Origin of the sequence: Providencia sp. PROV003, assembly GCF_045040775.1 — a bacterium.
Classification (GTDB): Bacteria; Pseudomonadota; Gammaproteobacteria; order Enterobacterales; family Enterobacteriaceae; genus Providencia; species Providencia huashanensis.
Window position 1 is genome coordinate 3834153 of record NZ_CP096369.1, and the last position, 23615, is coordinate 3857767.

18 protein-coding genes are annotated in these 23615 nt (G+C 39.3%); 5 read left to right on the forward strand and 13 right to left on the reverse strand.

The features are described 5' to 3' along the window. Complete coding sequence (gene elyC / locus M1F14_RS17660; protein WP_042846469.1) at positions 1–828, forward strand: envelope biogenesis factor ElyC; 828 nt, start codon at positions 1–3, stop codon at positions 826–828. 97 nt (positions 829–925) lie between these two features. Here the strand turns inward: elyC and kdsB are convergent, their stop codons facing one another. The 13 genes from kdsB to seqA all read right to left on the reverse strand — a co-directional run bounded on the left by kdsB (position 926) and on the right by seqA (position 16571). Continuing rightward, positions 926–1672 carry a 3-deoxy-manno-octulosonate cytidylyltransferase gene (kdsB, locus tag M1F14_RS17665; RefSeq protein WP_181469171.1) on the reverse strand — a complete coding sequence of 249 codons (747 nt, stop codon included), beginning with the start codon at positions 1670–1672 and terminating at the stop codon, positions 926–928. A 5-nt stretch (positions 1673–1677) separates the two neighbouring features. Then, positions 1678–1857: a Trm112 family protein gene (locus M1F14_RS17670; RefSeq protein ID WP_042846471.1), complete on the reverse strand. Its 180-nt coding sequence runs from the start codon at positions 1855–1857 to the stop codon at positions 1678–1680. 152 nt (positions 1858–2009) lie between these two features. Continuing rightward, positions 2010–2225 (reverse strand): cold-shock protein, encoded by a 216-nt coding sequence (locus M1F14_RS17675; protein WP_004256206.1) that lies wholly within the window; start codon positions 2223–2225, stop codon positions 2010–2012. A gap of 403 nt (positions 2226–2628) precedes the next feature. Next, entirely contained in the window at positions 2629–3627 is a 999-nt protein-coding gene (gene lpxK, locus M1F14_RS17680; RefSeq protein ID WP_181469170.1) for a tetraacyldisaccharide 4'-kinase, read from the reverse strand. After that, positions 3624–5369: a lipid A ABC transporter ATP-binding protein/permease MsbA gene (gene msbA, locus M1F14_RS17685; protein WP_042846473.1), complete on the reverse strand. Its 1746-nt coding sequence runs from the start codon at positions 5367–5369 to the stop codon at positions 3624–3626. The genes lpxK and msbA overlap by 4 nt, the downstream gene beginning before the upstream one ends. A 36-nt stretch (positions 5370–5405) precedes the next feature. Then, complete coding sequence (locus M1F14_RS17690) at positions 5406–7796, reverse strand: DNA internalization-related competence protein ComEC/Rec2 (RefSeq protein WP_181469169.1); 2391 nt, start codon at positions 7794–7796, stop codon at positions 5406–5408. A 577-nt stretch (positions 7797–8373) separates the two neighbouring features. Further along, positions 8374–8661 carry an integration host factor subunit beta gene (gene ihfB, locus M1F14_RS17695; RefSeq protein ID WP_042846474.1) on the reverse strand — a complete coding sequence of 96 codons (288 nt, stop codon included), beginning with the start codon at positions 8659–8661 and terminating at the stop codon, positions 8374–8376. Positions 8662–8717: 56 nt separating this feature from the next. Further along, positions 8718–10391 (reverse strand): 30S ribosomal protein S1, encoded by a 1674-nt coding sequence (rpsA, locus tag M1F14_RS17700; protein WP_004909559.1) that lies wholly within the window; start codon positions 10389–10391, stop codon positions 8718–8720. A 174-nt stretch (positions 10392–10565) separates the two neighbouring features. Continuing rightward, the gene (cmk, locus tag M1F14_RS17705) at positions 10566–11249 is read right to left on the reverse strand and encodes a (d)CMP kinase (protein WP_042846475.1); all 684 of its coding nucleotides are present in this window, start codon (positions 11247–11249) and stop codon (positions 10566–10568) included. A 185-nt stretch (positions 11250–11434) separates the two neighbouring features. Then, positions 11435–12709 carry a 3-phosphoshikimate 1-carboxyvinyltransferase gene (gene aroA / locus M1F14_RS17710; protein WP_042846477.1) on the reverse strand — a complete coding sequence of 425 codons (1275 nt, stop codon included), beginning with the start codon at positions 12707–12709 and terminating at the stop codon, positions 11435–11437. 247 nt (positions 12710–12956) lie between these two features. Beyond that, complete coding sequence (gene serC / locus M1F14_RS17715; RefSeq protein ID WP_042846478.1) at positions 12957–14045, reverse strand: 3-phosphoserine/phosphohydroxythreonine transaminase; 1089 nt, start codon at positions 14043–14045, stop codon at positions 12957–12959. A gap of 290 nt (positions 14046–14335) precedes the next feature. Then, positions 14336–15970, reverse strand: coding sequence for a phosphoglucomutase (alpha-D-glucose-1,6-bisphosphate-dependent) (gene pgm, locus M1F14_RS17720; protein WP_042846479.1), 1635 nt, complete (start codon positions 15968–15970; stop codon positions 14336–14338). Positions 15971–16025: 55 nt separating this feature from the next. Then, the gene (seqA, locus tag M1F14_RS17725; RefSeq protein ID WP_042846480.1) at positions 16026–16571 is read right to left on the reverse strand and encodes a replication initiation negative regulator SeqA; all 546 of its coding nucleotides are present in this window, start codon (positions 16569–16571) and stop codon (positions 16026–16028) included. A gap of 326 nt (positions 16572–16897) precedes the next feature. Between seqA and ybfF the strand changes: the two genes are divergently transcribed. The 4 genes from ybfF (at position 16898) to M1F14_RS17745 (ending at position 23451) form a co-directional block, all read left to right on the forward strand. Then, on the forward strand, positions 16898–17674 hold the full coding sequence (gene ybfF, locus M1F14_RS17730) for an esterase (protein WP_181469168.1): 777 nt from the start codon (positions 16898–16900) through the stop codon (positions 17672–17674). Positions 17675–17917: 243 nt separating this feature from the next. Beyond that, on the forward strand, positions 17918–20023 hold the full coding sequence (locus M1F14_RS17735) for a peptidase domain-containing ABC transporter (protein WP_181469167.1): 2106 nt from the start codon (positions 17918–17920) through the stop codon (positions 20021–20023). Then, positions 20020–21348: an HlyD family type I secretion periplasmic adaptor subunit gene (locus M1F14_RS17740; protein ID WP_048606591.1), complete on the forward strand. Its 1329-nt coding sequence runs from the start codon at positions 20020–20022 to the stop codon at positions 21346–21348. Before M1F14_RS17735 ends, M1F14_RS17740 begins: the two co-directional genes overlap by 4 nt. Before the next feature lie 3 nt (positions 21349–21351). After that, the gene (locus tag M1F14_RS17745; protein WP_048606590.1) at positions 21352–23451 is read left to right on the forward strand and encodes a type I secretion system permease/ATPase; all 2100 of its coding nucleotides are present in this window, start codon (positions 21352–21354) and stop codon (positions 23449–23451) included. Positions 23452–23615: the final 164 nt, after the last annotated feature.

The following is a 23615-nucleotide window of genomic DNA, read 5'->3' on the forward strand; positions in this document are numbered from 1 at the left end:
ATGTTATTTTTTTTAAAAAAATATATTGGTTCCCTTTTGATGCCACTGCCATTATTGCTCATCATTGGGTTTATCGGGTTAATTTTACTCTGGTTCACTCGCTGGCAACGATGCGGAAAAACATTTACTAGCCTGAGCTTAATACTCCTAGCAGTACTCGGATTACAGCCTGTTTCAGATAGCTTGCTCGCGCCTGTAGAAGGCCAATATAATAAGCGATATGAATTGATCACTGAAACACCACCGCAAAATATACAGTATATCGTGGTATTAGGAGGTGGGTTTACTTACAACCCAGATTGGAGCCCAAGCTCTAACTTATTGAATAACAGCCTACCAAGAGTAACTGAAGGCGTCCGATTATATTTAAAACACCCAGGCAGTAAGCTTATCTTTACTGGAGGGAAAGCGAGCAGCACCATAAGCAGTGCAGAAGTTGCGGCACAAGTAGCTCAGTCTTTAGGTGTACCCGCACAAGATACAATCCCTCTTACAGAGCCTAAAGATACCCAAGAAGAAGCCTTTGAGGTTGAGAAAATTATTGGGAAATCGCCTTTCTTATTAGTCACTTCAGCCAACCATTTGCCTCGGGCGATAACCATGTTTACAGACAGAGGCATGCAACCATTCCCTGCTCCCGCAAATCAACTTGTTATTACTAGCGGCATTAACCCATGGGAGAAATACATCCCTTCAGCATATTACTTCGGTCACAGTGAACGAGCGTGGTATGAATTTCTTGGGACGATTTGGTGGCACCTAAAGCCTGATAATACACAATCAATAGACTCCTCGTTGCCAACTCCAGAAGCAACCGTCGCCGAATGAAAACAAAAAGGTGTAACCTATACAGATTACACCTTTTGTTGAATACCAAGAGAACAAACAAGATGCTACCTCTTGGGCTTACTGAATAATATTTTAATTACAATAGAAATTGCTTTCTGACAGCATCAAGATCTGCTTGGGTATCAACACCCGCCCCTGGTGTTGTTTTAGCTACATCCACATGAATTTTCTCACCATACCAAAGCACCCGAAGCTGCTCAAGCATCTCGATTTTTTCTAATGGACTAGCTTCCCAACTAACATAACGGCGGATAAACCCAGCGCGATAGGCGTAAATACCAATATGACGTAAAAACGTGTCACCAATGACATCATGACTTTTAGCAAAACCGTCTCTGTCCCAAGGAATAGTTGCACGAGAAAAGTACAACGCATAGCCACCTTGATCAGTAACCACTTTCACTGCATTGGGGTTAAATGCCTCATGAGCATCATGAATAGGCACGGCCAGCGTACCCATTCCAGCTTGACTTCCCTTAAGATTATTTGCTACTTGGCTAATAATTTCAGGTGGAATTAAAGGCTCATCCCCTTGCACATTCACAATGATTTCATCATCAGAAAAGCCGTAAGTATCGATAACTTCTGCTAACCGCTCAGTGCCAGACTGGTGTTCGGGGTTGGTCATACAAGCCTCACCCCCAGCTTCAATCACGGCTTTAGCCACATCAGGATGATCTGTCGCCACAATGACTCGACTAGCCCCTGATTTAATCGCTTGTTCCATCACCCTAACGACCATTGGCTTGCCATGAATATCAGCTAAAGGTTTACCCGGCAAACGAGTCGATGCATAACGAGCAGGAATAATAACCGTAAACATGGCGATTATTTTCCTTCATCTAATGAGACTTGGCGTGCTTCATTTTCGAGTAATACAGGGATGCCATCACGAATTGGATAGGCTAAGTGATCAAACTTGCAGATAAGCTCGAGGTTTTCTTTGTTATAGCTTAATTTGCCATGACATATAGGGCAGGCAATGATTTCAAGTAAACGGTGATCCATGTTTTCTCCCGAATGGATTTTAACTCACTTGGAGTCAGGATATCACATGCAGATATCACCGTTAACTTTAATCTTTCTGAATAAGATCTCCTGCGTGAGATGAGAGGATAAAAGCAGGAGAATTTGTTCTGTTAATTGTTTAGTAATTACTTCTAGTAAGCAATAACGTCTGCTGCCGTTATGCCATCCGAATTACGAGTAACAGAGAACTCAACGTTTTGACCTTCAAATAATGATTTGATTTTTTTATTAGCGATTGATTTTGTTGTCACAAATACATCATCTCCACCATTGAATGGTGAAATAAAACCGTAACCTTCTTTTGCGTCAAACCATTTAACTCGACCCATATGTAATTGAAAATTCATATTAAAACTCCTTTTGTTCTGAGAACAATATTTTTTTTATCTTTGTATCATTACTCTTTCTTGCGTCCCATTTATAAATTGCCGATCTATTAATACATCAAAGAGTAAATACACTTTTACCAATTTATGCACATAAATAATTGTGCATTTACTATAACGCCCGTAAATATAGATTTCAGATATCACTCATCCACTGTGAAGTTAACAGCCTAATTTGACATTATGATGACAAAACTTAGAAGTAACGACCCAATAATGTAGATTGTGCGAGGATATGAAGACTAACTAAAGAACGCGGCGTGAAATTCAAGCTAGTATAAAATCCAATTATTAATGTATTGCATCTAGATACATAATAAGTAGATCTATATCACATTGGCGATATTATTATCATAGTGAAACGTTAGTGGCAAGTTTTTTTGTTATTTGTGATAAGTTTTTTTATTTCGCTTAAAATTTTATCTGCACCACGATGTTGGAGCTGAGCTTGAACAGGAAGGAACCACCAGTTAGGTTGAGCAAATTCGCTGCATTTTACTGCATCTTTCTCCGTCATTAATAAAGACTGATGGGGTTTAACTAAAGACATTAACTGTTGTTGTTCATACGATTGGTGATCGGCAAAAGCTTGGCTTCCCTCTAATACAACCCCTTTACCCTGTAAAGAATTAAAAAAACGTGTGGGGTGACCAATTCCTGCCATTGCCACTACCGACTCTAGCTCCGTAACGGGTTGTTTTTTTAAGCTCACAAGGTTAATTGCGCTATCCCCCTCTAGGGTCATTAGCACTTCATTTCCTTGGGGATTACCACCATTAACTATAGATGCATTAACAGTTTTTAAACGCCCAATTCTTTCACGCATAGGCCCAGCAGGAAGCCACCAGCCATTACCAAAACGACGTTGCCCATCAATAACGACTATCTCATAGTCACGTTGCAGTGCGTAGTGTTGTAGCCCGTCATCGGTGATGATGACATCTAATTCGTATGCCTGAAGCAGGGCTTTAACTGCATCGCTACGCTTAGGGGCTACAGCAACAGGCGCCTTTGTGCGATGAAATATCAATACAGGTTCATCCCCTGCAACTTGTGTGGTAGTCGCCTCATTAAGTACTAATGGGTAATTCTCTGACTTACCGCCATAGCCCCTAGAAACGACCCCCACCCGATAACCTGCATTAGTTAATGATTCAACTAACCAAATGACTACGGGCGTTTTACCATTTCCACCCGCAGTTAGGTTCCCAACTACGACCACCGGAACCGGTGCTTTCCATGAACGAAATAGCCCAACTTTATATGCCATATGCCGAATTACTGTTATCAGCCCATAAAGGAAAGATAACGGCAATAACACAATATATAGCCAAGATTTGCCAGACCAAATACGCTCTATCATTGTTTAAATTGGATTCTATGTAATTGAGAATACGCGCCATCTTGCGCTAATAAAGATGCATGATTACCACGCTCAATAATCTTGCCATCTTGTACCACTAAGATTTCATCGGCGTTCTCTATCGTTGATAACCTATGAGCAATCACTAAAGATGTCCTATTCTTTTGTAGTTCATCAAGTGCAGCTTGAATTGCACGTTCAGACTCAGTATCTAAAGCAGAGGTTGCTTCATCAAGAATAAGGATTGGGGCATCACGTAACAATGCGCGAGCTATCGCTATCCGCTGGCGCTGACCACCTGAAAGCATGACCCCATTTTCACCAATAACCGTATCTAAGCCTTTATCAAGCTTGGCAATAAAGTCCATTGCGTAAGCCATCTCTGCTGCTTTTTCAATTTGCTCACGGCTGTAGTTGCCATCTGTTGCATAGGCAATATTATTGGCTATCGTATCGTTAAATAAGTAAACATGCTGTGAAACTAAAGCAACTTGGTTCCGTAACGAAGCTAAGGTGTATTCGCGAATGTCATGACCATCTATCTGGATCGTTCCTTCATCAATGTCATAAAAACGCGTAATTAAATTAGCAATAGTAGACTTACCTGAACCTGAACGCCCGACCAGAGCAACTGATTTCCCCGCAGGTAACGTAAATGAAATATCGTCTAACGCAGGATGCTCTTTGGTTTCATAGGTAAAAGTAACATGTTCAAATTTGATGTCACCTTTTACCTCTTTTAATACTTTCGTCCCATTATCTTTTTCTTGTTCAGTATCTAAGATAGCAAACAAGGTTTGGCAAGCAGCCATACCGCGCTGAAATTGAGAGTTAACATTAGTGAGGGATTTTAAAGGCCGCATTAATGCAAACATAGATGAAAATACAACGGCAATGGTACCTGATGTTAATTCATCGCGAATTTCGGGAAAGCTCGCAGCGTACAATACAAATGCCAATGCGAATGAAGCAATAAGTTGAACAATCGGGTCTGAAATTGCTGATGCGGTTACCATTTTCATATTTTGGCGACGCATGTTATTGCTTACCTTGTTAAAACGCTCAGTTTCAACTTTCTGCCCACCAAAAATTAAAACTTCTTTATGCCCTTTTAACATTTGCTCTGCGCTAGCAGTAACATGCCCCATCCCCGTTTGCATATTTTTACTGATTTTACGAAAACGTTTAGAGACAATGCGAATAGTCACAGAAACAACTGGGGCAATAACAATTAATATCAGAGATAGTTGCCAGCTGTAATAAAACATCATGGCAAACAACCCGATAATATAGGCGCTTTCACGTATAATAGTAATTAATGCACCTGAGGAAGAGGAAGCAACCTGCTCTGAGTCATAAGTAATTCTCGATAATAATGTCCCTGTTGACTGCTGGTCAAAAAAGCTAACAGGCATTCCCATCATATGACCAAACAATTTACGGCGCATATTCATAACGACTTTGCCCGCGACCCATGAAACACAATAGGTTGAAACAAAGCTAGAACTACCACGAACGACCATAAGACCTAACACCGCAAGCGGAAGCCATTTTAAAACATCGTTGTCGGCTTTATCGAAGCCTTCATCTAACAAGGGTTTTAACAAAGAAATCATAAACGCATCACCTGCGGCGTTAATGATAAGTGCTATTGCTGCTACAATTAAACCCGCTTTAAAAGGCGCAATAATTGGCCACAAGCGGCGAAAAGTTTGTTTTGTCGAAAGGTCTTTATCATTCATACTTTTAATTACCAGACTTAATGTAAGCGCACTATTCTACTCGGGAAATAGCGGCAAGCCAAACCACAGATGATACCAACGGGGTTGAATTTCATAGCGATAACGTAAAATTTTAATATTTTCTTTTTTAAACCATAAAGTTATCTGACCATTCTCTGCTGTGTTTAACCATTTAACGCCACTACTTTTATACCTAGAATAGACTTTTTGTGATGGAATTTTCCACGCACTGTACCTTGCAGAAGAAACTAATGCCAATGATGGTTTAACATTCCTTAACAATAAGGCGGTTGAGGATGTGCTACTTCCATGGTGAGGCGCAAATAAAATGTTAGAATGAAGTCTTGATTTATACATTTCAACAATTGATCTTTCACCTTGTTTTTCTAAATCTCCCGTCAATAAGATTTTATGGTACCCATCAGTTAATTGAATAACACAAGAATCATTGTTATGCGATATTTTTGATGATTTTTCAGGCCACAACACTTCAAATGTTAAAATCCCCCATTGCCACTTTTGCTCTTTGAAGCAAGGAAGATGCTGAATACGCTGTCTTTTCTTTAACTTATTATATTCATTAGAGTAATTACCAAAACTACTACGTATGCTTATCCACGGGTATTGCTGACTTAAATCTTTAACGCCCCCAGTATGATCCAGATGATTATGACTGAGAATAACAGTTAACGGTGTAATATTATGATGTTTAAGAAAGGGGATAACCTGCTTTTTTGCACTGCTGCTCCCTTTCCATATATTTCCTGTATCATATAAGAATGCTAGATTATTTTGTTCTATAACGACTGCTAAACCGTGGCCAATATCGAGTACAGTTAAGCTCCAATCCTTTTTTGGTGATTTACTATTCCCTCTTTCAGTTAGTATTAATATGAGGACACAGCCGCATAGCCCTAAGTAATTTTTGTACCAGCGGTAAAGGATCACTAAAACAATAAGCCAACAGCTTACCAAAGCATAATAAGGCACATGACGTAATTCAAACCAAAAGCGGCTGAAGAATGGAATTGGCTTCAACCCCCATTCAATTACCTGATCAATAGCAAGTAAAATAACATTTTGTATCTCAGGAATTGGTAGTAAAAATAAGACAAATATAGCAGGAACTACTAACCAAGAAATAATAGGGACAAACCAAAGGTTTGCAAAAAAACTCATTAGGTTAATGCCATTAAACATTATAAGTTGCATGGGAATAAGTAGAATAAGTAAACCTATCTGTAAATGAGTTAATATAATAATTTTCCCTATTACTTTTTGTTGCGCAAGATGAGGAGATAAAGGTAAAACACTGGACCAATAGAGTATGGCTAAAACCGCAAAGCTCGATAGCCAAAAACTATCTGATAAAATTGATAACGGGTCTAATACTAAGATACCTGCAATGCTCCATAACGCCCATTGCCAAGAAAAATAATGAGATGTTTTTTTTCGAATATAAACCCATAACAATAAAGCAAAAAATGCCCGAGTTGCAGGGATTGCAAAATCAGAAACCCAAGCATAAAGAACAGCCAAACATACCCCTGACAATATTGGAATACTTTCATTTAAAAATGATATAGGTAATAAATATTGAATCCCCCTTACAATCAAATAACCAAATAAATAGGCTAAACCTATATGTAAACCAGATATCGCAATTAAATGAGTTAACCCTGTATTCTGTAATAGTAGAGAATGCTGTGGGGTCAATAGCCCCCTTTCACCAAACATAAGCGCATAAATAACACCTGCATTATTTAATGGTGATATTTGCTGTGAATAATAGTTAATCAGCTTTTGTCTAATAGAACATTGAGAGTCTAATATTTTTTGTTGCTGACTCTTCAGTAAACCAATTTGCCTTTTTGCTAATAGATAACGCTGTTGATTAAACCCCCCTTCATTTAAAGAACTATGTAAAGGCTTAAGCTTTCCTACAATTTGCCATGACTGCCCCGCGCATAATGGCGCCTTAGTCTTCCATAAAGCATATAATGGAGGAAAAATAATTTTAGAGTTTATTCTATCAATACGTACCTTATGCTTATATTCCTTTCCTGCTAACGGAATACTTATAACGGTAAGGTCAATTTTGTGGTTTTTCTCAGATAGAAAATACATTTTGTTTTTAATATCAATACAATGCCAGTTTCCCCAAATAAACGATATGATAACCAATGAGATAAACTTCCCCACCTTATTAGTCATATAAAAGATTAAAAATAAAGTAATGATAAAAATACAAGTAATTGTAACGTTTAAACTTATAAGTTCAGGAATAAATAATAAAGGTAATACCCCAGTAATTACCGCTAATGCTGCCAATGATAATGATAGTGATAGTGATTTTTTATATTTACCTAGCCAATAATGAATAGTGTGATTAATAGCCCAGTTCTTCCCCCCTCCCTGTCCTTTCATATTTGGCTCCTTTTACCCATAATCTAGAGCCCAATCTAAAACTTAACTATTTATTCAATAAGTAGTTAAGATAGGTTTTGAGTCGCGCTTCGTAATAAGTTATTCAGGAAAAATACAGTATTCATTAAAGTGGGAAGCGCCTCGCAATTTATTTCAATACTTATCAATACTTGTCGTGTTTAAGCCTACATCTACATTTATAATCCCATCTAGACCGATTGATTTCTTTTTCCATTTTTCAATGAGCGAAAGCTATGAGGTCAAGTATTTGATTCCCAGTGTTAGGTGTTAGGTGTTAGGTGTTAGGTGTTAGGTGTTAGGTGTTAGGTGTTAGGTGTTAGGTGTTAGGTGTTAGGTGTTAGGTGTTAGGTGTTAGGTGTTAGGTGTTAGGTGTTAGGTGTTAGGTGTTAGGTGTTAGGTGTTGGGTGTTGGGTGTTGGGTGTTGGGTGTTGGGTGTTGGGTGTTGGGTGTTGGGTGTTGGGTGTTGGGTGTTGGGTGTTGGCCAGATTATAAAAAACAGCGCTATACAATAATATGCAAGCGCTGTTTTGATGTAATAATTAAGATTTATAGCCCTTTATTGGCCATAAATATTTACACGATCACGTAATTCTTTACCTGGTTTAAAATGAGGAACATATTTACCTTCTAGCTCCACTTTATCACCAGTTTTTGGGTTACGGCCAACGCGTGGTGCACGGTAGTGAAGAGAAAAACTGCCGAAACCACGAACCTCAATACGCTCACCACCGGCTAACGTATCAGCCATATGCTCAAGAATTTCCTTTACAGCTTCCTCAACGGTTTTTGCTGAAAGATGAGACTGCTGGCTAGCCAGTCTTTCAATTAATTCAGACTTGGTCATAGTACCTCCCTAAACTACCGTTACAAAGGGGCAATTCTATTACTGCCCCCACTTAATTATTCGCCTTTAGCTGCTTTGAAAGCTTCAGCCATTGCATTGTTGCCGAATGCAGTATCTTCTTGTTTGTTCACAGCTGCGACAGCGTCTTTCTCATCCGCTTCATCTTTAGCACGAACAGACAGGTTGATTACACGGTTTTTACGATCAACACCAGTGTATTTAGCTTCAACATCATCACCAACGTTCAGAACCAGAGTTGCATCTTCAACACGGTCACGTGAAGCTTCTGAAGCACGCAGGTAACCTTCAACGCCCAGAGTCAGCTCAACAGTTGCACCTTTAGCGTCAACTGCGATTACTTTACCAGTAACGATAGCGCCTTTCTTAGTAGCTGCTAAGTAGTTATTGAATGGATCTTCAGCTAACTGTTTAACACCTAAAGAGATACGCTCACGCTCTGCGTCAACTTGCAGAACAACAGCTGCGATTTCATCGCCTTTTTTGTATTCACGAACTGCTTCTTCCCCTGCAACGTTCCAAGAGATGTCAGATAAGTGAACCAGGCCATCGATGCCGCCGTCCAGACCGATGAAGATACCGAAGTCAGTGATAGACTTGATTTTACCTTCAACGCGGTCGCCTTTGTTGTGAGTTTCTGCAAATTGCTGCCATGGGTTAGATTTGCATTGTTTTAGGCCTAAAGAGATACGACGACGTTCTTCGTCGATATCCAGAACCATAACTTCAACAACATCACCAACGTTAACAACTTTAGATGGGTGGATGTTTTTGTTAGTCCAATCCATTTCTGAAACGTGAACCAGACCTTCAACGCCTTCTTCGATTTCTACGAAGCAACCATAGTCAGTCAGGTTAGTAACGCGACCAGTCAGCTTAGTGCCTTCTGGGTAACGTTTAGCGATTGCGACCCAAGGATCTTCGCCCAGTTGTTTCAGACCCAGAGAAACACGAGTGCGCTCACGGTCGAATTTCAGAACTTTAACATTGATTTCATCACCAACGTTGACGATTTCGCTTGGGTGTTTAACACGTTTCCAAGCCATGTCAGTGATGTGCAGCAAGCCGTCAACACCGCCAAGATCAACGAATGCACCGTAGTCAGTAAGGTTCTTAACGATACCTTTAACTTCCATGCCTTCCTGCAGGTTTTCCAGCAGTTGATCGCGCTCAGCGCTGCTTTCAGATTCAATTACAGCACGACGAGAAACAACAACGTTGTTGCGTTTCTGATCCAGCTTGATTACTTTGAACTCAAGCTCTTTGCCTTCCAAGTGAGTAGTATCACGAACTGGGCGTACATCTACCAGTGAACCTGGTAAGAACGCACGGATGCCGTTAAGTTCAACAGTGAAACCGCCTTTAACTTTACCGTTGATAACACCAGTTACAGTTTCAGCTTCTTCGTAAGCTTTTTCCAGCATCAGCCATGCTTCATGACGTTTAGCTTTCTCACGAGACAGGATAGTTTCACCGAAACCATCTTCTACTGCATCCAGAGCTACATCGATTTCGTCGCCAACTTGGATTTCTAGCTCACCCTGAGCATTTTTGAACTGTTCTACTGGGATAGCAGATTCTGATTTAAGACCTGCGTCTACCAGTACTACGTCTTTATCGATGGCAACGACAGTACCACGAACGATAGAACCAGGACGAGTTTCAATATTCTGCAGGGATTCTTCAAAGAGTTGAGCAAAAGATTCAGTCATATTAATGATCTTCAAGAGTTTTTAATTAACGTCCACTTAGCTTCCCGCCAAATGGGGTTGTTTCACATACCCCACAACATTCCATGTCGCAAGGTTGATGCTATGCTAATAAAATAATCAACATAGCGGTAAGTGCGTATATTATCTAATTATAAGCTAAAATAAAGCCTATTATCACGATAATTGTAGAATTTTTTTTGCATAGGTGCGTGCCTTTTCAATAACTTCCTCAATTGACATACTTGTGGAATCCAGCACTAATGCATCTTTCGCAGCAATAAGGGGCGCAACTGAGCGATTGCGATCACGGTAATCGCGCTCTTCAATTTCGCTTAAAAGACGTTCAAAATTAACATCAAAGCCTTTCTCTTGCAACTGCTTCATGCGACGATGCGCTCTTTCTTGCGCAGAAGCATCAAGGAAAATTTTCACTGGGGCATCAGGGAATACAACAGTTCCCATATCTCGACCATCGGCAATTAACCCAGGGAATGTTCTAAATGCACGCTGGCGTCGTAATAGAGCTTCACGAACACGGGGAAAAGTTGCTGTTTGCGAAGCCGTATTTCCAACGGTTTCTGTTCTAATCTGATTTGAGACATCCTCACCTTCAAGGATCACTTTTAAGATATTCCCTTCAGGAACAAAGCGTACATCTAAATTAGCCGCTAAAGGAACTAGCCCATCCTCAGATTGAATATCAACATGATGATGTAATGCAGCTAACGCGAGTACACGATAAATTGCACCGGAGTCTAGAAGTTGCCATCCAAATTCATTTGCTAATGCTTGGCAAAGTGTACCTTTGCCTGCTCCGCTAGGTCCATCAACGGTGATTACAGGGGCTATCGCCACCATAAAAAGTCTCCTTTTCTGCACATAGCATCCGCTACCTGCAATTAAAATCAGTAGAGGTATTATACCAATTCATCAACTTTGTGAAATAAGCAGGTTCTGATGATTGTCAGAAAATAAGAGAATATTGATTAAATTAAGTTATTGTTGGGCTGGTACTGAACAAACATATCAGCCCAACAAAAGTATTAACTTAGGCGAGCAAGCTGCTCGAAATAATCTGGAAACGTTTTGGCAGTGCAACCTGGGTCTAAAATAGTGACAGGAGTATCTGATAACGCCACTAATGAAAAACACATAGCAATACGATGGTCATTGTAAGTTTCAATTTCTGCGTGTTGTAGTTTTTTGGGTGGAACAACACGGATATAATCATGCCCCTCTTCCACTTCAGCGCCAACTTTTCGTAGCTCAGTGGCCATCGCGTATAACCTGTCAGTTTCTTTTACACGCCAGTTATAAATATTACGAATAACTGTTTCGCCTTCAGCGAATAACGCGACAGTCCCTATTGTCATTGCTGCATCAGGGATTTCATTCATATCCATGTCAATACCGCTCAAAGTACCACGTTGACACTCAACGTAGTCATCACCCCAGCGAATCGTCGCGCCCATTTTCTCCAACACGTTGGCAAACTTAGTATCACCTTGCAAACTATTACGGCCAATACCAGTGACACGTACAATACCACCTTTAATAGCAGCAGCGGCTAAAAAGTAAGAAGCCGAAGAAGCGTCACCTTCCACTAAATATTCACCAGGTGATTGATATTGTTGCTGGCCTTTAATTACAAATTGTTGATATTGATGATTTTCAACAATAACACCAAAAGTTTTCATTAATGCTAGCGTTATATCAATATAAGGTTTAGAGACTAACTCACCAATAATGGTAATAGTCGTATCTTGCTCTGCACGAGGAGCCGCCATTAATAATGCCGTTAAAAATTGGCTAGAAACCGAACCATCGACTGAAATTTTGCCACCGACAAAACCGCCTTTTAAACGAATCGGCGGATAATTTTCTTGTTCTAAATAATCAATAACTGCCCCGCCTTCCCTCAAAGCATCCACTAAGTGCCCAATGGGACGCTCTTTCATACGGGGTTCTCCGGTCAGAATAATATTATTGTGGCTCAATGATAATGCCGCTGCCAGCGGGCGCATTGCTGTCCCTGCATTACCTAAAAATATTTCTAGTTCATCCGAATGGGATAAGTTACCGCCTAGACCTTCCACGCAACACCGTGTTTTATCATCCGATAATTGGTAACTAACCCCTAATTGGCTTAATGCATTCAGCATATGGCGAATATCATCACTGTCTAATAAATTAGTCAGTACGGTCGTCCCTTTAGCCATCGCAGCAAGTAACAGTGCACGGTTTGAGACACTTTTAGACCCTGGCAAATTAATTGTGCCATTAATTGAAGAAATTGGTTGTAATGTCAGGGATTGCATAAAAGGTGTTTTCTCCAGTGAAATTGCAAGTAAAATCAACCGAGCCCTATTTTCTTTTTAGTTAGCTACAAGAGGGCTCGATTATTAGCTGAACATCCTATCAGCGAGTTTATACTCGTCATTTTTCAGGTTGCATGCGTGTTGGCCATTTTCAACGAACCGAGCTACATCGTGTACCAATGCCCCTCATCTATTTTCGTTTATCACCGACATGCAACCCAAATTATGTAGAGCTTAATAAAGAGTGTTATGCGTTATGGCGTTCAAAATCTGCCATAAAATCAACCAAAGCCTGTACACCAGCTAATGGCATAGCATTATAAATGGAGGCTCGCATTCCGCCTGCCACTTTATGACCTTTCAGTGAAAGCAGGCCTTGTTCTTTCGCTTCTTCGATAAATTTGGCATCCAATGCAGGGTTTTGCATTTGGAATGGCACATTCATCCAAGAGCGGTTTTCTACTGCCACACGGTTTATATAAAACTGGCTATCATCAATAGCATTGTAGAGTAATTGTGATTTTTCATAATTACGCTTCGCCATTTCTTGTAAGCCACCTTGTTCTTTCAACCACTTAAAGACCATACCTGATAGGTACCATGCAAATGTTGGCGGTGTGTTGAACATGGAATCATGTTTTGCTAGTAATGTATAATCAAATACTGATGGCGTCTGTGGAGAGGCTTTGCCCAGTAGGTCTTCACGAATAATGACAATTGTTAACCCAGCAGGCCCGATATTTTTTTGTGCACCCGCATAGATTATGCCAAAACGGCTGACATCAATCGGTTTTGATAAAATAGAAGATGAGTAATCAGCAACAATAATTTTGTCTTTCGGGAAATCAGGTTCTTCGTGGAGGGCTAAACCGCCAATCGTTTCATTAGGGCAATAATGGACATAAGCAGCATCGTCACTTAAAGGCCATTCACTCATTGGTTTTAGGCTCACAACGCCATCTTTTTCTTCAGCAATCTGAATGACGTTAGGTTTGCAGTATTTCGCTGCTTCTTTCGCAGCAGATTCTGACCAATAACCACTGACAATGTAATCAGCCGTCGTTTTGCCACCTAATAAGTTCATCGGGATAGTAGCAAAGTGGGCACGGGCACCGCCATGACAAAATAGAATTTTATAATTACTTGGCACATTTAATAAATCACGTAAATTTTGCTCAGCTTCTTTTGCAACTTCAACAAATTCTTTTCCGCGATGACTCACTTCCATCACTGAAACACCTAGACCTTGCCAATTACAAAATTCTTGTTCAGCACGACGCATGACTTCGACAGGCAGCATCGCTGGACCTGCACTGAAATTATAAACCTGACTCATTGACCTCACCCTATCTTCAATAATTATGATTAATAAAACTCACTCAGATGCTTCAAGTTGTACCACTCCACGCCTTTAGCTGCAACGCTTATTGTGAATTGATAGTAAAAAGTAATAGGGGAATTTTGGGTAAAATAAACAAAAGAATTTTGTTAATCTCGTCACATTATCGACAACCATAATTTTATGAAGAGATTAACAATAAATAAGGAATAATATCCCGAATCATCTTGTCGATTTTGTCTTCGGGATATTTATTGAAATGAATTTTTTATTTATAAAAAGCGGAATTAACTAATTACTTTACTAACGATCTCGATAGCTTCTTTTTCAATAAGGCGTAGATGTTCTTCGCCACGGAAACTTTCACAATAAATTTTGTATGCTTCTTCTGTCCCTGATGGCCTTGCTGCAAACCAACCGTAATCGGTCATAATTTTTAAACCACCTATCGAGGCGCCATTACCAGGTGCTGCGGTTAAGCGCTGTGTAATTTTATCACCCGCTAGCGTATCTGCGGCTACCATTTCTGGAGATAATTTACTTAACTTAGCTTTTTCTTCGTGAGTCGCTTTCGCTTGGATACGGTTGTAAATCGGTGCACCAAATTTTTTCGCGAGGTTATTATAGCGTTGCTGAGGGTTTTCACCGGTAACTGCTGTAATTTCTGCGGCTAATAAACAAAGAATGATACCATCTTTATCCGTTGACCAAGGTGTACCATCAAATTTCAGGAACGATGCCCCAGCACTTTCTTCCCCACCAAAACCGAGTTGACCACTAAATAAACCATCAACAAACCATTTAAAACCAACCGGTACTTCTACCAATTCACGACCAATATCACTGACAACTCGGTCAATCATCGCACTAGAAACCAGCGTTTTACCGACAGCAACATCTTTCCCCCACAGAGGCCGATGCTGGAATAAATAGTCAATCGCAACAGCAAGGTAGTGATTTGGGTTCATTAACCCATCAGGGGTGACAATACCATGGCGGTCGTAATCAGGATCATTTGCAAACGCCAAATCAAACCGTTTTTTCATCCCTAATAACCCTGCCATAGCCCAACTTGATGAGCAATCCATACGGATAACGCCATCATGGTCAAGTGGCATAAAACGGAAAGTTTGGTCTAGTTGATCATTTACGATTTCAATATTTAATTGATAATGCTCAGCAATTTTTTTCCAATATTCGATACCTGAGCCACCTAGTGGGTCAACACCGATTTTTAGCCCTGATTTGGCGATGGCCTCCATATCAACAACTTCGCCCAGTGCTAATACGTATGGCATAATTAAATCTTGCTGAATAACATATTCACTTGCGATCGCAGCATCAAAACTTAGGCGCTTAACCCCCTCGAGGTTATTTACCAGTATTTGATTAGCATTTTTCTCAATAACCGAAGTTAAATCTGTATCCGCAGGCCCGCCATTTGCTGGATTATATTTAATACCACCATCTTCAGGTGGATTATGGGAAGGCGTGATCACAATGCCATCAGCAATATTTTGGTGTGACTGGTTGTAACTTAAGATTGCATGGGAGATGGCTGGAGTTGGTGTGAAACCATTGTTCTCCTGAACAATTACATGAACTTGATTGGCTGCTAGCACCTCAACCACAGTAATAAATGCCGCTTCAGATAAAGCATGTGTATCTTTACCCACAAAGCAAGGGCCTGTTACCCCTTGTGTTTTGCGCAAATCAGCAATAGCTTGTGCAATTGCCAATATGTGATTTTCATTAAAATTTTTACGTAATGAGCTACCACGATGCCCAGACGTACCAAATTTAACCGCCTGAGAAGCGTCCCCTGCTTGCGGCTGCTGAGTATAATATTGAGCGGTTAATTGAGCGACATTGATCAAGTCACTTTGAAACGGAAGCTGCCCTGCACGTTCATGTATTGTCACTGGTTTTCTCCCAAAGCACTGATGCTTTGCTTTTCACATCAGTGATATTTCAGTTTTAAATGGTATTACTCACTTTTTCAATCACATTCGCAGGGAACTGCATTTCCTGCATGATGGCATCAACCATACTACGTTTGCGATTAGTATTTGTGTTCGTGATCACCCAATAAGGGGTCCCCGGAATATGACGAGGCTTAGACTGTTTACCCGCAGCAAGCAACGTTTGCTCATCGCCGGCAAAATAAATACGAGTTCGACCATGCATTAATTCTGTAGCGCTCGCAAAGCGCTTAGCATCTAAACTGTATAATGTGGACAGAATTAACATAAACCGGTCAATTGCTTTGCTTTTTTCTGCATAAGCATCGGATAACAATAATTCCCTAACAACCCTAACTGGGTTTTGTGCAACAGCAGGTGTACTCATCGCCAGTTCAGTTTTAGTTACTGGTTGTGCCTGACCGACTTCTTTTACTTGTACTGGCTGCCCGGACTTGAAATTTAACATACGGCGCAAGATATCCGATGCACTTTCACCGATATGCTGTGTATGGCTCGCAATATAGCGGTAAAGCTCTTCATCAACTTCTATCGTTTTCATTTTTTCCCAGTACTTTATTTTAACTAAAATTTGCGGTGTGATTATAAGACAGATTTAAAAAAAACAAAACAATTAAAATTTCAATAACTTAAAGTAAACACTCCTCTAAGTTTAAAGATAATTCAGTATGTTATCATACCATTACTTTACTCATTTCATCACAGTGACCAAGTTCAATTTTCTTAAATTCTTTGCATAAAAACATTCTATTAACCCAATTATTGAATTGTTCACCCTCCGAAGAAGATTATTTGACTATTTGGATTTTATCCCTAGCCATGCCATGATAAAGCTACTTGTATCACTGATAAATTGATAAAACAAATATGACTGTGTTACTCAACCATACTATTCATAAACCTGAAAATCCAATCTCTAATAACCCTGTTGTATTAATTCATGGGCTATTCGGTGACCTGCATAACTTAGGCGTGTTAGGCCGTGATTTACAACAATATTTTGATACTATTCAAATTGATGTTCGCAATCATGGTGATTCATTTCGTGACGACCAAATGAGTTATCAACAAATGGCGCAAGATGTGATTAACCTTATAAAGTCATTAGGTTATAAAAATGCCATTTTAATTGGTCACTCCATGGGGGGAAAAATAGCAATGGCAGCAACGGCTTTAGCCCCTGATTTTATCACTCAGGTAATTGCTATTGATATCGCCCCTGTCGCTTATCAAGTTCGCCGCCATGATGAAATCTTTGCAGCTCTGGATGCAGTTACTGCGGGGCAAGCTAAAACTCGTCAAGAAGCAACAACCATTATGCGTCACCATATCAATGAAGATGGCGTTATCCAATTTCTCCTAAAATCTTTTAAGCAAGGTGAATGGAAGTTCAATTTGCCCGCACTAAAAACGAATTATGAGAAAATTATTGGTTGGGAAACCGTCCCTGCATGGAATAAACCTGTATTATTAATTCCTGGAGGAAATTCACCTTATGTACAAGCCGAATATTCCGATGAAATCGCTCAACAATTTCCTAAGGCCAAAGCTTGGGTTGTTGCGGATACTGGTCATTGGGTACATGCCGAAAAACCGGATCATGTGTTAAGAGCAATCCACCGTTTTTTGGCTATTCCAAAATAATAAATCATCATGAACGAGATATTGAAGATGAACTTTCATTCTCAATATCTCTAATAAGATTTATTTTTTAATTATTTTTTTTCAAACTAAACAATAAGACTAACTTCAATACACAGATAATTGTAATCACTGTATTATCCAAATTTAAAAGCCCCTTCTTCATCGCCAATGTTAAATTGATTTTTTCAATATACATTTATGTTTATGCATGTAATAAAACCAAGGGAATGATTAATACAGAAAATGGAAACCGCCAAATCACAATCAACATTATATTTTATTAGTGTTATCGCCAAGTTGTCAGGGCAAGTAAACCCTAAAGAACTTGAGGAAACGCTAAAGCAGTCTATTAATTATAATGAAAAACTCAAAATCATTAAAAAAAAGTATCATATTAACTGCAAGAATAAGCATCAAAAAAATAAAGATATCGCCAAAATAGTCTGTCCGGCTATTTTATATAACACCCAGGGTGAGGCCTTCTTGTTAGCTAATCGCAATCAAGAACAAGTCTTAGTACAACAAATGGGTAACCTCCCCCCTGAGATTTGGAGCATTGAAGAGCTACAACAACGATGGAATGGTGATTGGTTGCATGTAAACCTGAAGCAAGGGCAATTTGATATATCTTGGTTTCAAGCAGAGTTTATGAAATATAAATCTATTATTTTATGGGTTTTGTTTTTTTCATTTATCTTACAAATATTAGCTTTGGTTTCTCCTATTGTTATGCAAGTTATTATGGATAAAGTATTAATTCATAATAGTTTAGTGACATTAGATGTGCTAATTTTCGGTTTAATTGTTGCTGCATTTATTGAAGTTATACTAAAAGGGTTACGTGAATACGTTTATCATCATACGGTTAATCGAATAGACATGACATTGGGTTTAAAATTAGTTAATCATTTACTACGGTTACCTATTCCCTTTTTCAAAAACCGTCAAATAGGTGCAATTGTTACCCGTGTAAAAGAATTAGAAACTATTCGCGAATTTTTAACGAGTAGCTTCTTTACATTATGTGTTGATGTATTATTTTTATTTGTATTTATTTTCGTGATGAATTTAATATCAACCACTCTAACATTAATCTTTCTATGCTCTATTCCTTTTTACCTTTTATTAGCTTGGTGGTTAACACCTAAAATTGAAGCCGCCGCTCAACAGCAATTTACTAACATCGCAATTAATACCTCTTTTCTTACCGAAAGCATCAATGGTATTGAAACAGCCAAAAGCTTATCGGTAGAACCTAATTTTACTCGCCGATGGGATGGTCAAACATCCGATATGAGCCATACTAATTTTGTATCAGGGCAAATAAGCTCACGCTCTGAACACTTAGTCATGGCTATTGAAAAAATCACCAGTGCTATCGTTTTATGGGTTGGGGCATCTGAGGTATTAGCTTTACAAATGACTATTGGCCAATTTATAGCGTTTCATATGATGGTCAGTCATGCCAATCAACCTTTAGTCAAACTCGTAAAATTATGGGGGGACTATATTCGTACAGGTGTTGCTATTGAAAAGCTATCGCAAATTATTAATCTCCCCGTTGAACAATCCAGGCAAGAAAACAAGCAGTCAATTCAAGGGAATCTATTTATAAAAGATGTCTCATTCCGCTATCAACCCAATATGCCTTATATCCTTAAAAACTTTAACTTAAATATTAAAGCAGGGGAAACCATTGGCGTTGTCGGTACTTCAGGCTCAGGGAAAAGTACTCTAGCTCGGTTACTGTTACGGCTTTATACCCCTGAAAGCGGCGCCATTTATGTTGATAACATGCCTTTGTCGGCAATTAATCTACATTCACTAAGGCAACAAATAGGTATTGTATTACAAGAAAACTTTTTATTTAGCCAATCTGTTTTTCACAATATTGCCCAAACGGCCCCCAATACTTCGATGGATGACGTCGTTCATGCAGCGAAGATGGCCGGTGCTCATGACTTTATTTTAAAATTACCTATGGGATATGACACCGTACTGGCTGAAGGGGGGACGTCTCTTTCCGGCGGTCAACGACAACGTATTGCCATTGCACGTACCTTACTTGCTAACCCTAAAGTCATTATTTTTGATGAAGCCACCAGCGCTTTAGATGATGAATCCCAAGCTGTTATTCAAGAAAACATGCATGTTATTGCAAAAGGAAGGACAGTTATTACCATCGCCCATCGCTTATCAACCATTCGCCACCATCAACGAATTATTGTCATGCAACGTGGAGAAATTATAGAACAAGGCAGCCACCAGCAGCTTATTGAACAAGGTAATTTCTATAAACATTTATGGACCCTGCAACAATCCTTAAAACCGGACATGGACGTAAAATGAAACATCGATTAAAACAAAACCGCTATAACAGTTTTTTGCCTTCCCATTTGGCAATTTTAAAAACCCCCCCTTCCTATTTGGCCTTGTGGGTGGCAATATCAATTAGTTTTGGTATTTTCATTGCCGTTGCTTGGTCATTTTTTGGTAAACTAGATATTCAGGCAACTACCCAAGGTAAATTGATTGTTTCTGGGCGTACACAATTAATTCAAGCGTTTGAATTAAGTCGCTTAGAACACATTCATGTTGCAGATGGGCAAACCGTCAAACAAGGTGATCCATTACTTACGGTTAATGTGCTAGGGGTCGACCAAGATATTCTTAGCTTAAATTATCAACATAATTTCCAAATTGCCGAAACTCTCATTCATCAAGCTCTGTTATTGCAACAACCGATTGATCAATTACCTCAATTTCATCAATTAACTGAAGCTGAGCAAAAAAGTGCCCTCTCTAGTTACCAAACTCAACAAATAGAGTTTGACTCTCTCATTAATGAAATTAGTAATGAAATTCAATTAAATATTGTCAATCAGCAAGCTAGGAAAAATGAGTTAAACACGATTAACGCGCTAATCAATAATATAAAGCAACGACTTGATGCTCATCATTCATTAACGCAGAAACAGTTAATCAGCCAGAAAGAATTTTTAGAACAAGAACGAGAGCTACTTATCGCTAAAAAAGAGAAAGTTACCAAGCTCTCTGAATTATCCATTCTTGTCAGTCAGCACCATGCCTTAACTGAAAAACAAAGTAGGATAAAGGCACAGAAAAACCAAGAATGGGATGAAAAATATAAGCAAGCGGCTTTTAAACAAGCCTCCTTAGAACAAGAACTATTAAAAAATCATGAAAGAAATCAATTAGAAATCATCCGAGCTCCTGTTGATGGTACTGTTCAACAATTAGCCACTCATACTTTAGGGGGAGTACTACAACCCGCTCAGCAATTAATGGTTATAGTGCCTAATAACCATGTTCAATTAGCTGAAATTAAAATTTTAAATAAAGATATTGGCTTCATTCATGAAGGTTTAAAAGCCGAAGTCAAAGTCGATGCCTTTCCTTACACCCGTTATGGCACCATTGACGGTGAGGTTCTCTCTATTTCACGGGATAGCACGCAAGATGAAAACCTTGGCTTAGTGTTCTTAGGTCAAATAGGCCTTAATAAAAAACAACTGTTAGTTGATGGTGAACAGATTGAGCTCACTCCTGGGTTATCTATCGTGGCCGAAATAAAAACCGATAAGCGCCGAATTATTGATTACCTACTTAGCCCTATCAATGAATATACCTCGAATGCAATGAGAGAAAAATAATCGATGGAACAGATAAACAACCATGGCTTGGATGCCTTAGTTTGGGTGGCTAATTATTACCAAAAGAATGTTTCGACAGACCAACTCAGGCATTCAATTGGTATGCAAACTCTTTCGCCTACAGAGTGGGAGATCAGAGAATGTGCCAATACACTAGGCTACGAAACAGAACTCATTGCTATACCATATACACAGTTAGCAACCATCCCCCTTCCCGCGTTAATCTATACGCAAGGGTCATGGCAAATCTTGCAACAAGAAAAAGACCTCGTACTCATCAACCCTGTAAACAACGAAATCAAGTTAATTCAGGCTGATGATTTTAATAATGAAGCTGAAATCGATATTTTATTGCTTAAAGAGCAACAAGAGCCAGAGCAAAAAAGAGCTTTTGGGTTTAGCTGGTTTGTTCCTTCTATTTTGCGTCAACATGTTAAATTACGAAATATCTTTATTCTATCAGCCATTATTCAGCTTTTCGCCTTAGTTAGCCCTCTACTATTTCAAAACCTTGTAGACAAAGTTTTAGTGGGGCGAAGTTTATCCAACTTACATGTTATTGCATTGGCAATCTTCGCTATTGCCGTTGCTGAGCCAATATACGGTTTTATTCGCAATAAAATTTTTAGTCATACCAGTAGCCAAATCAGCGCCGAATTATCAGGGAAAATCTATCGGCATTTAATGGCGCTCCCCTTAAATTATTTCAAATTAAGGCCAACAGGGAAAATCATCGCAAGGATACGTGAGCTAGCGCATATACGGCAATTTCTGACTGGCTCAACTTTGATGCTATTTATTGACTTCATTTTTGTGATCCTCTTTATTGCGGTTCTATTTTCCTATAGCAGCCTAATGTCATGGATTTTACTCGGTTCGATGGGGGTTTTCTTCATTTTATGGATGATACTTGGGCCAATTATTCGTCAGCAAACTGAAAAGTCTTATCAAGCAGATGAAAATGGGCTCACGTTTCTTACCGAAACCATTACAGGAATTGAAACGGTAAAAACTACAGCAACTGAAAAATATTTTAATCAACGATGGAAAAAAATATTCAGTAAACAACTAAGACAAAGCTTTAAAGTCTCAATGCGCAGTGAAGTAGCCTCTCAGTTAATGACATTAGTGAGTAAAATTACAACTGCAATTATCTTGTGGGTTGGGGTCAAAGAAGTTTTAAACGGTGGAATATCGCCTGGGGAACTCGTCGCCTTTAATATGCTAAGTGCCCATGTTACTCAGCCCGTGCTAAGGTTTGCACAAGTTTGGCAAGATTTTCAACACACTATAATTTCACTTCGCCGTGTTGGGGATATACTCGATAAACCAGTTGAAAATGAACGTAAAGGCATTGCGAGCACTGCCAGCATTCAAGGGAAAATTGAGTTTCAAAATATTCGTTTTCGTTATCAACCTGATATGCCAGAGGTTCTCAATAACCTGTCGCTATCCGTTAAAGCAGGGGAATTTATTGGGATAACAGGCCCTTCCGGGTCAGGGAAAAGTACTCTGACAAAATTATTGCAGCGTCTTTATGTACCACAACATGGTCAAGTTATTGTCGATGGCATGGATTTAGCTGTAGCAGATACGGTTTCATTACGCCGCCGTATGAGTGTTGTTCTGCAAGAAAGTATGCTATTCGTCGGCTCTATTGCAGATAATATTCGCTTAAGTGCCCCGCAAGCTTCGGATGAAAAAGTTATTCATGCTGCAAAATTAGCAGGCGCTTATGATTTCATAATGGAGCTACCTGACACGTTTAATTCCCCCTTATCAGAAAAAGGCCTTAACCTATCAGGTGGGCAACGTCAAAGAATAGCTCTGGCACGTGCTTTACTAACAGAACCAGATATTTTGATATTAGATGAAGCAACTTCGGCATTGGATTACGAGTCAGAAGCGGCAATTATGGCAAATATGCCGCTAATCACCCAAGGCAGAACCGTTATTAGTATTGCTCATCGACTTAACACTATTATGCATGCTGATAAAATTTGTGTTATTTGCCATGGGGAAGTGACAGAAATGGATACTCATGAGAATTTACTCAAATTAAAAGGCCTGTATGCCAACTTATGGCAGCAACAGACACAATGATTATGTCTAAAAAAGCACCACCCATACTGTAAGTGGTGCTTTTTTGTTAAATGTGTGTTTTTTTTAACCTATTGAATACACTAGCCTAGTATGCAGCTATAGCACTAGGGGATTAGCTAGGGTATCATTGCGCGCTGAATTACTGGCACACCCCTTTAGCAGTT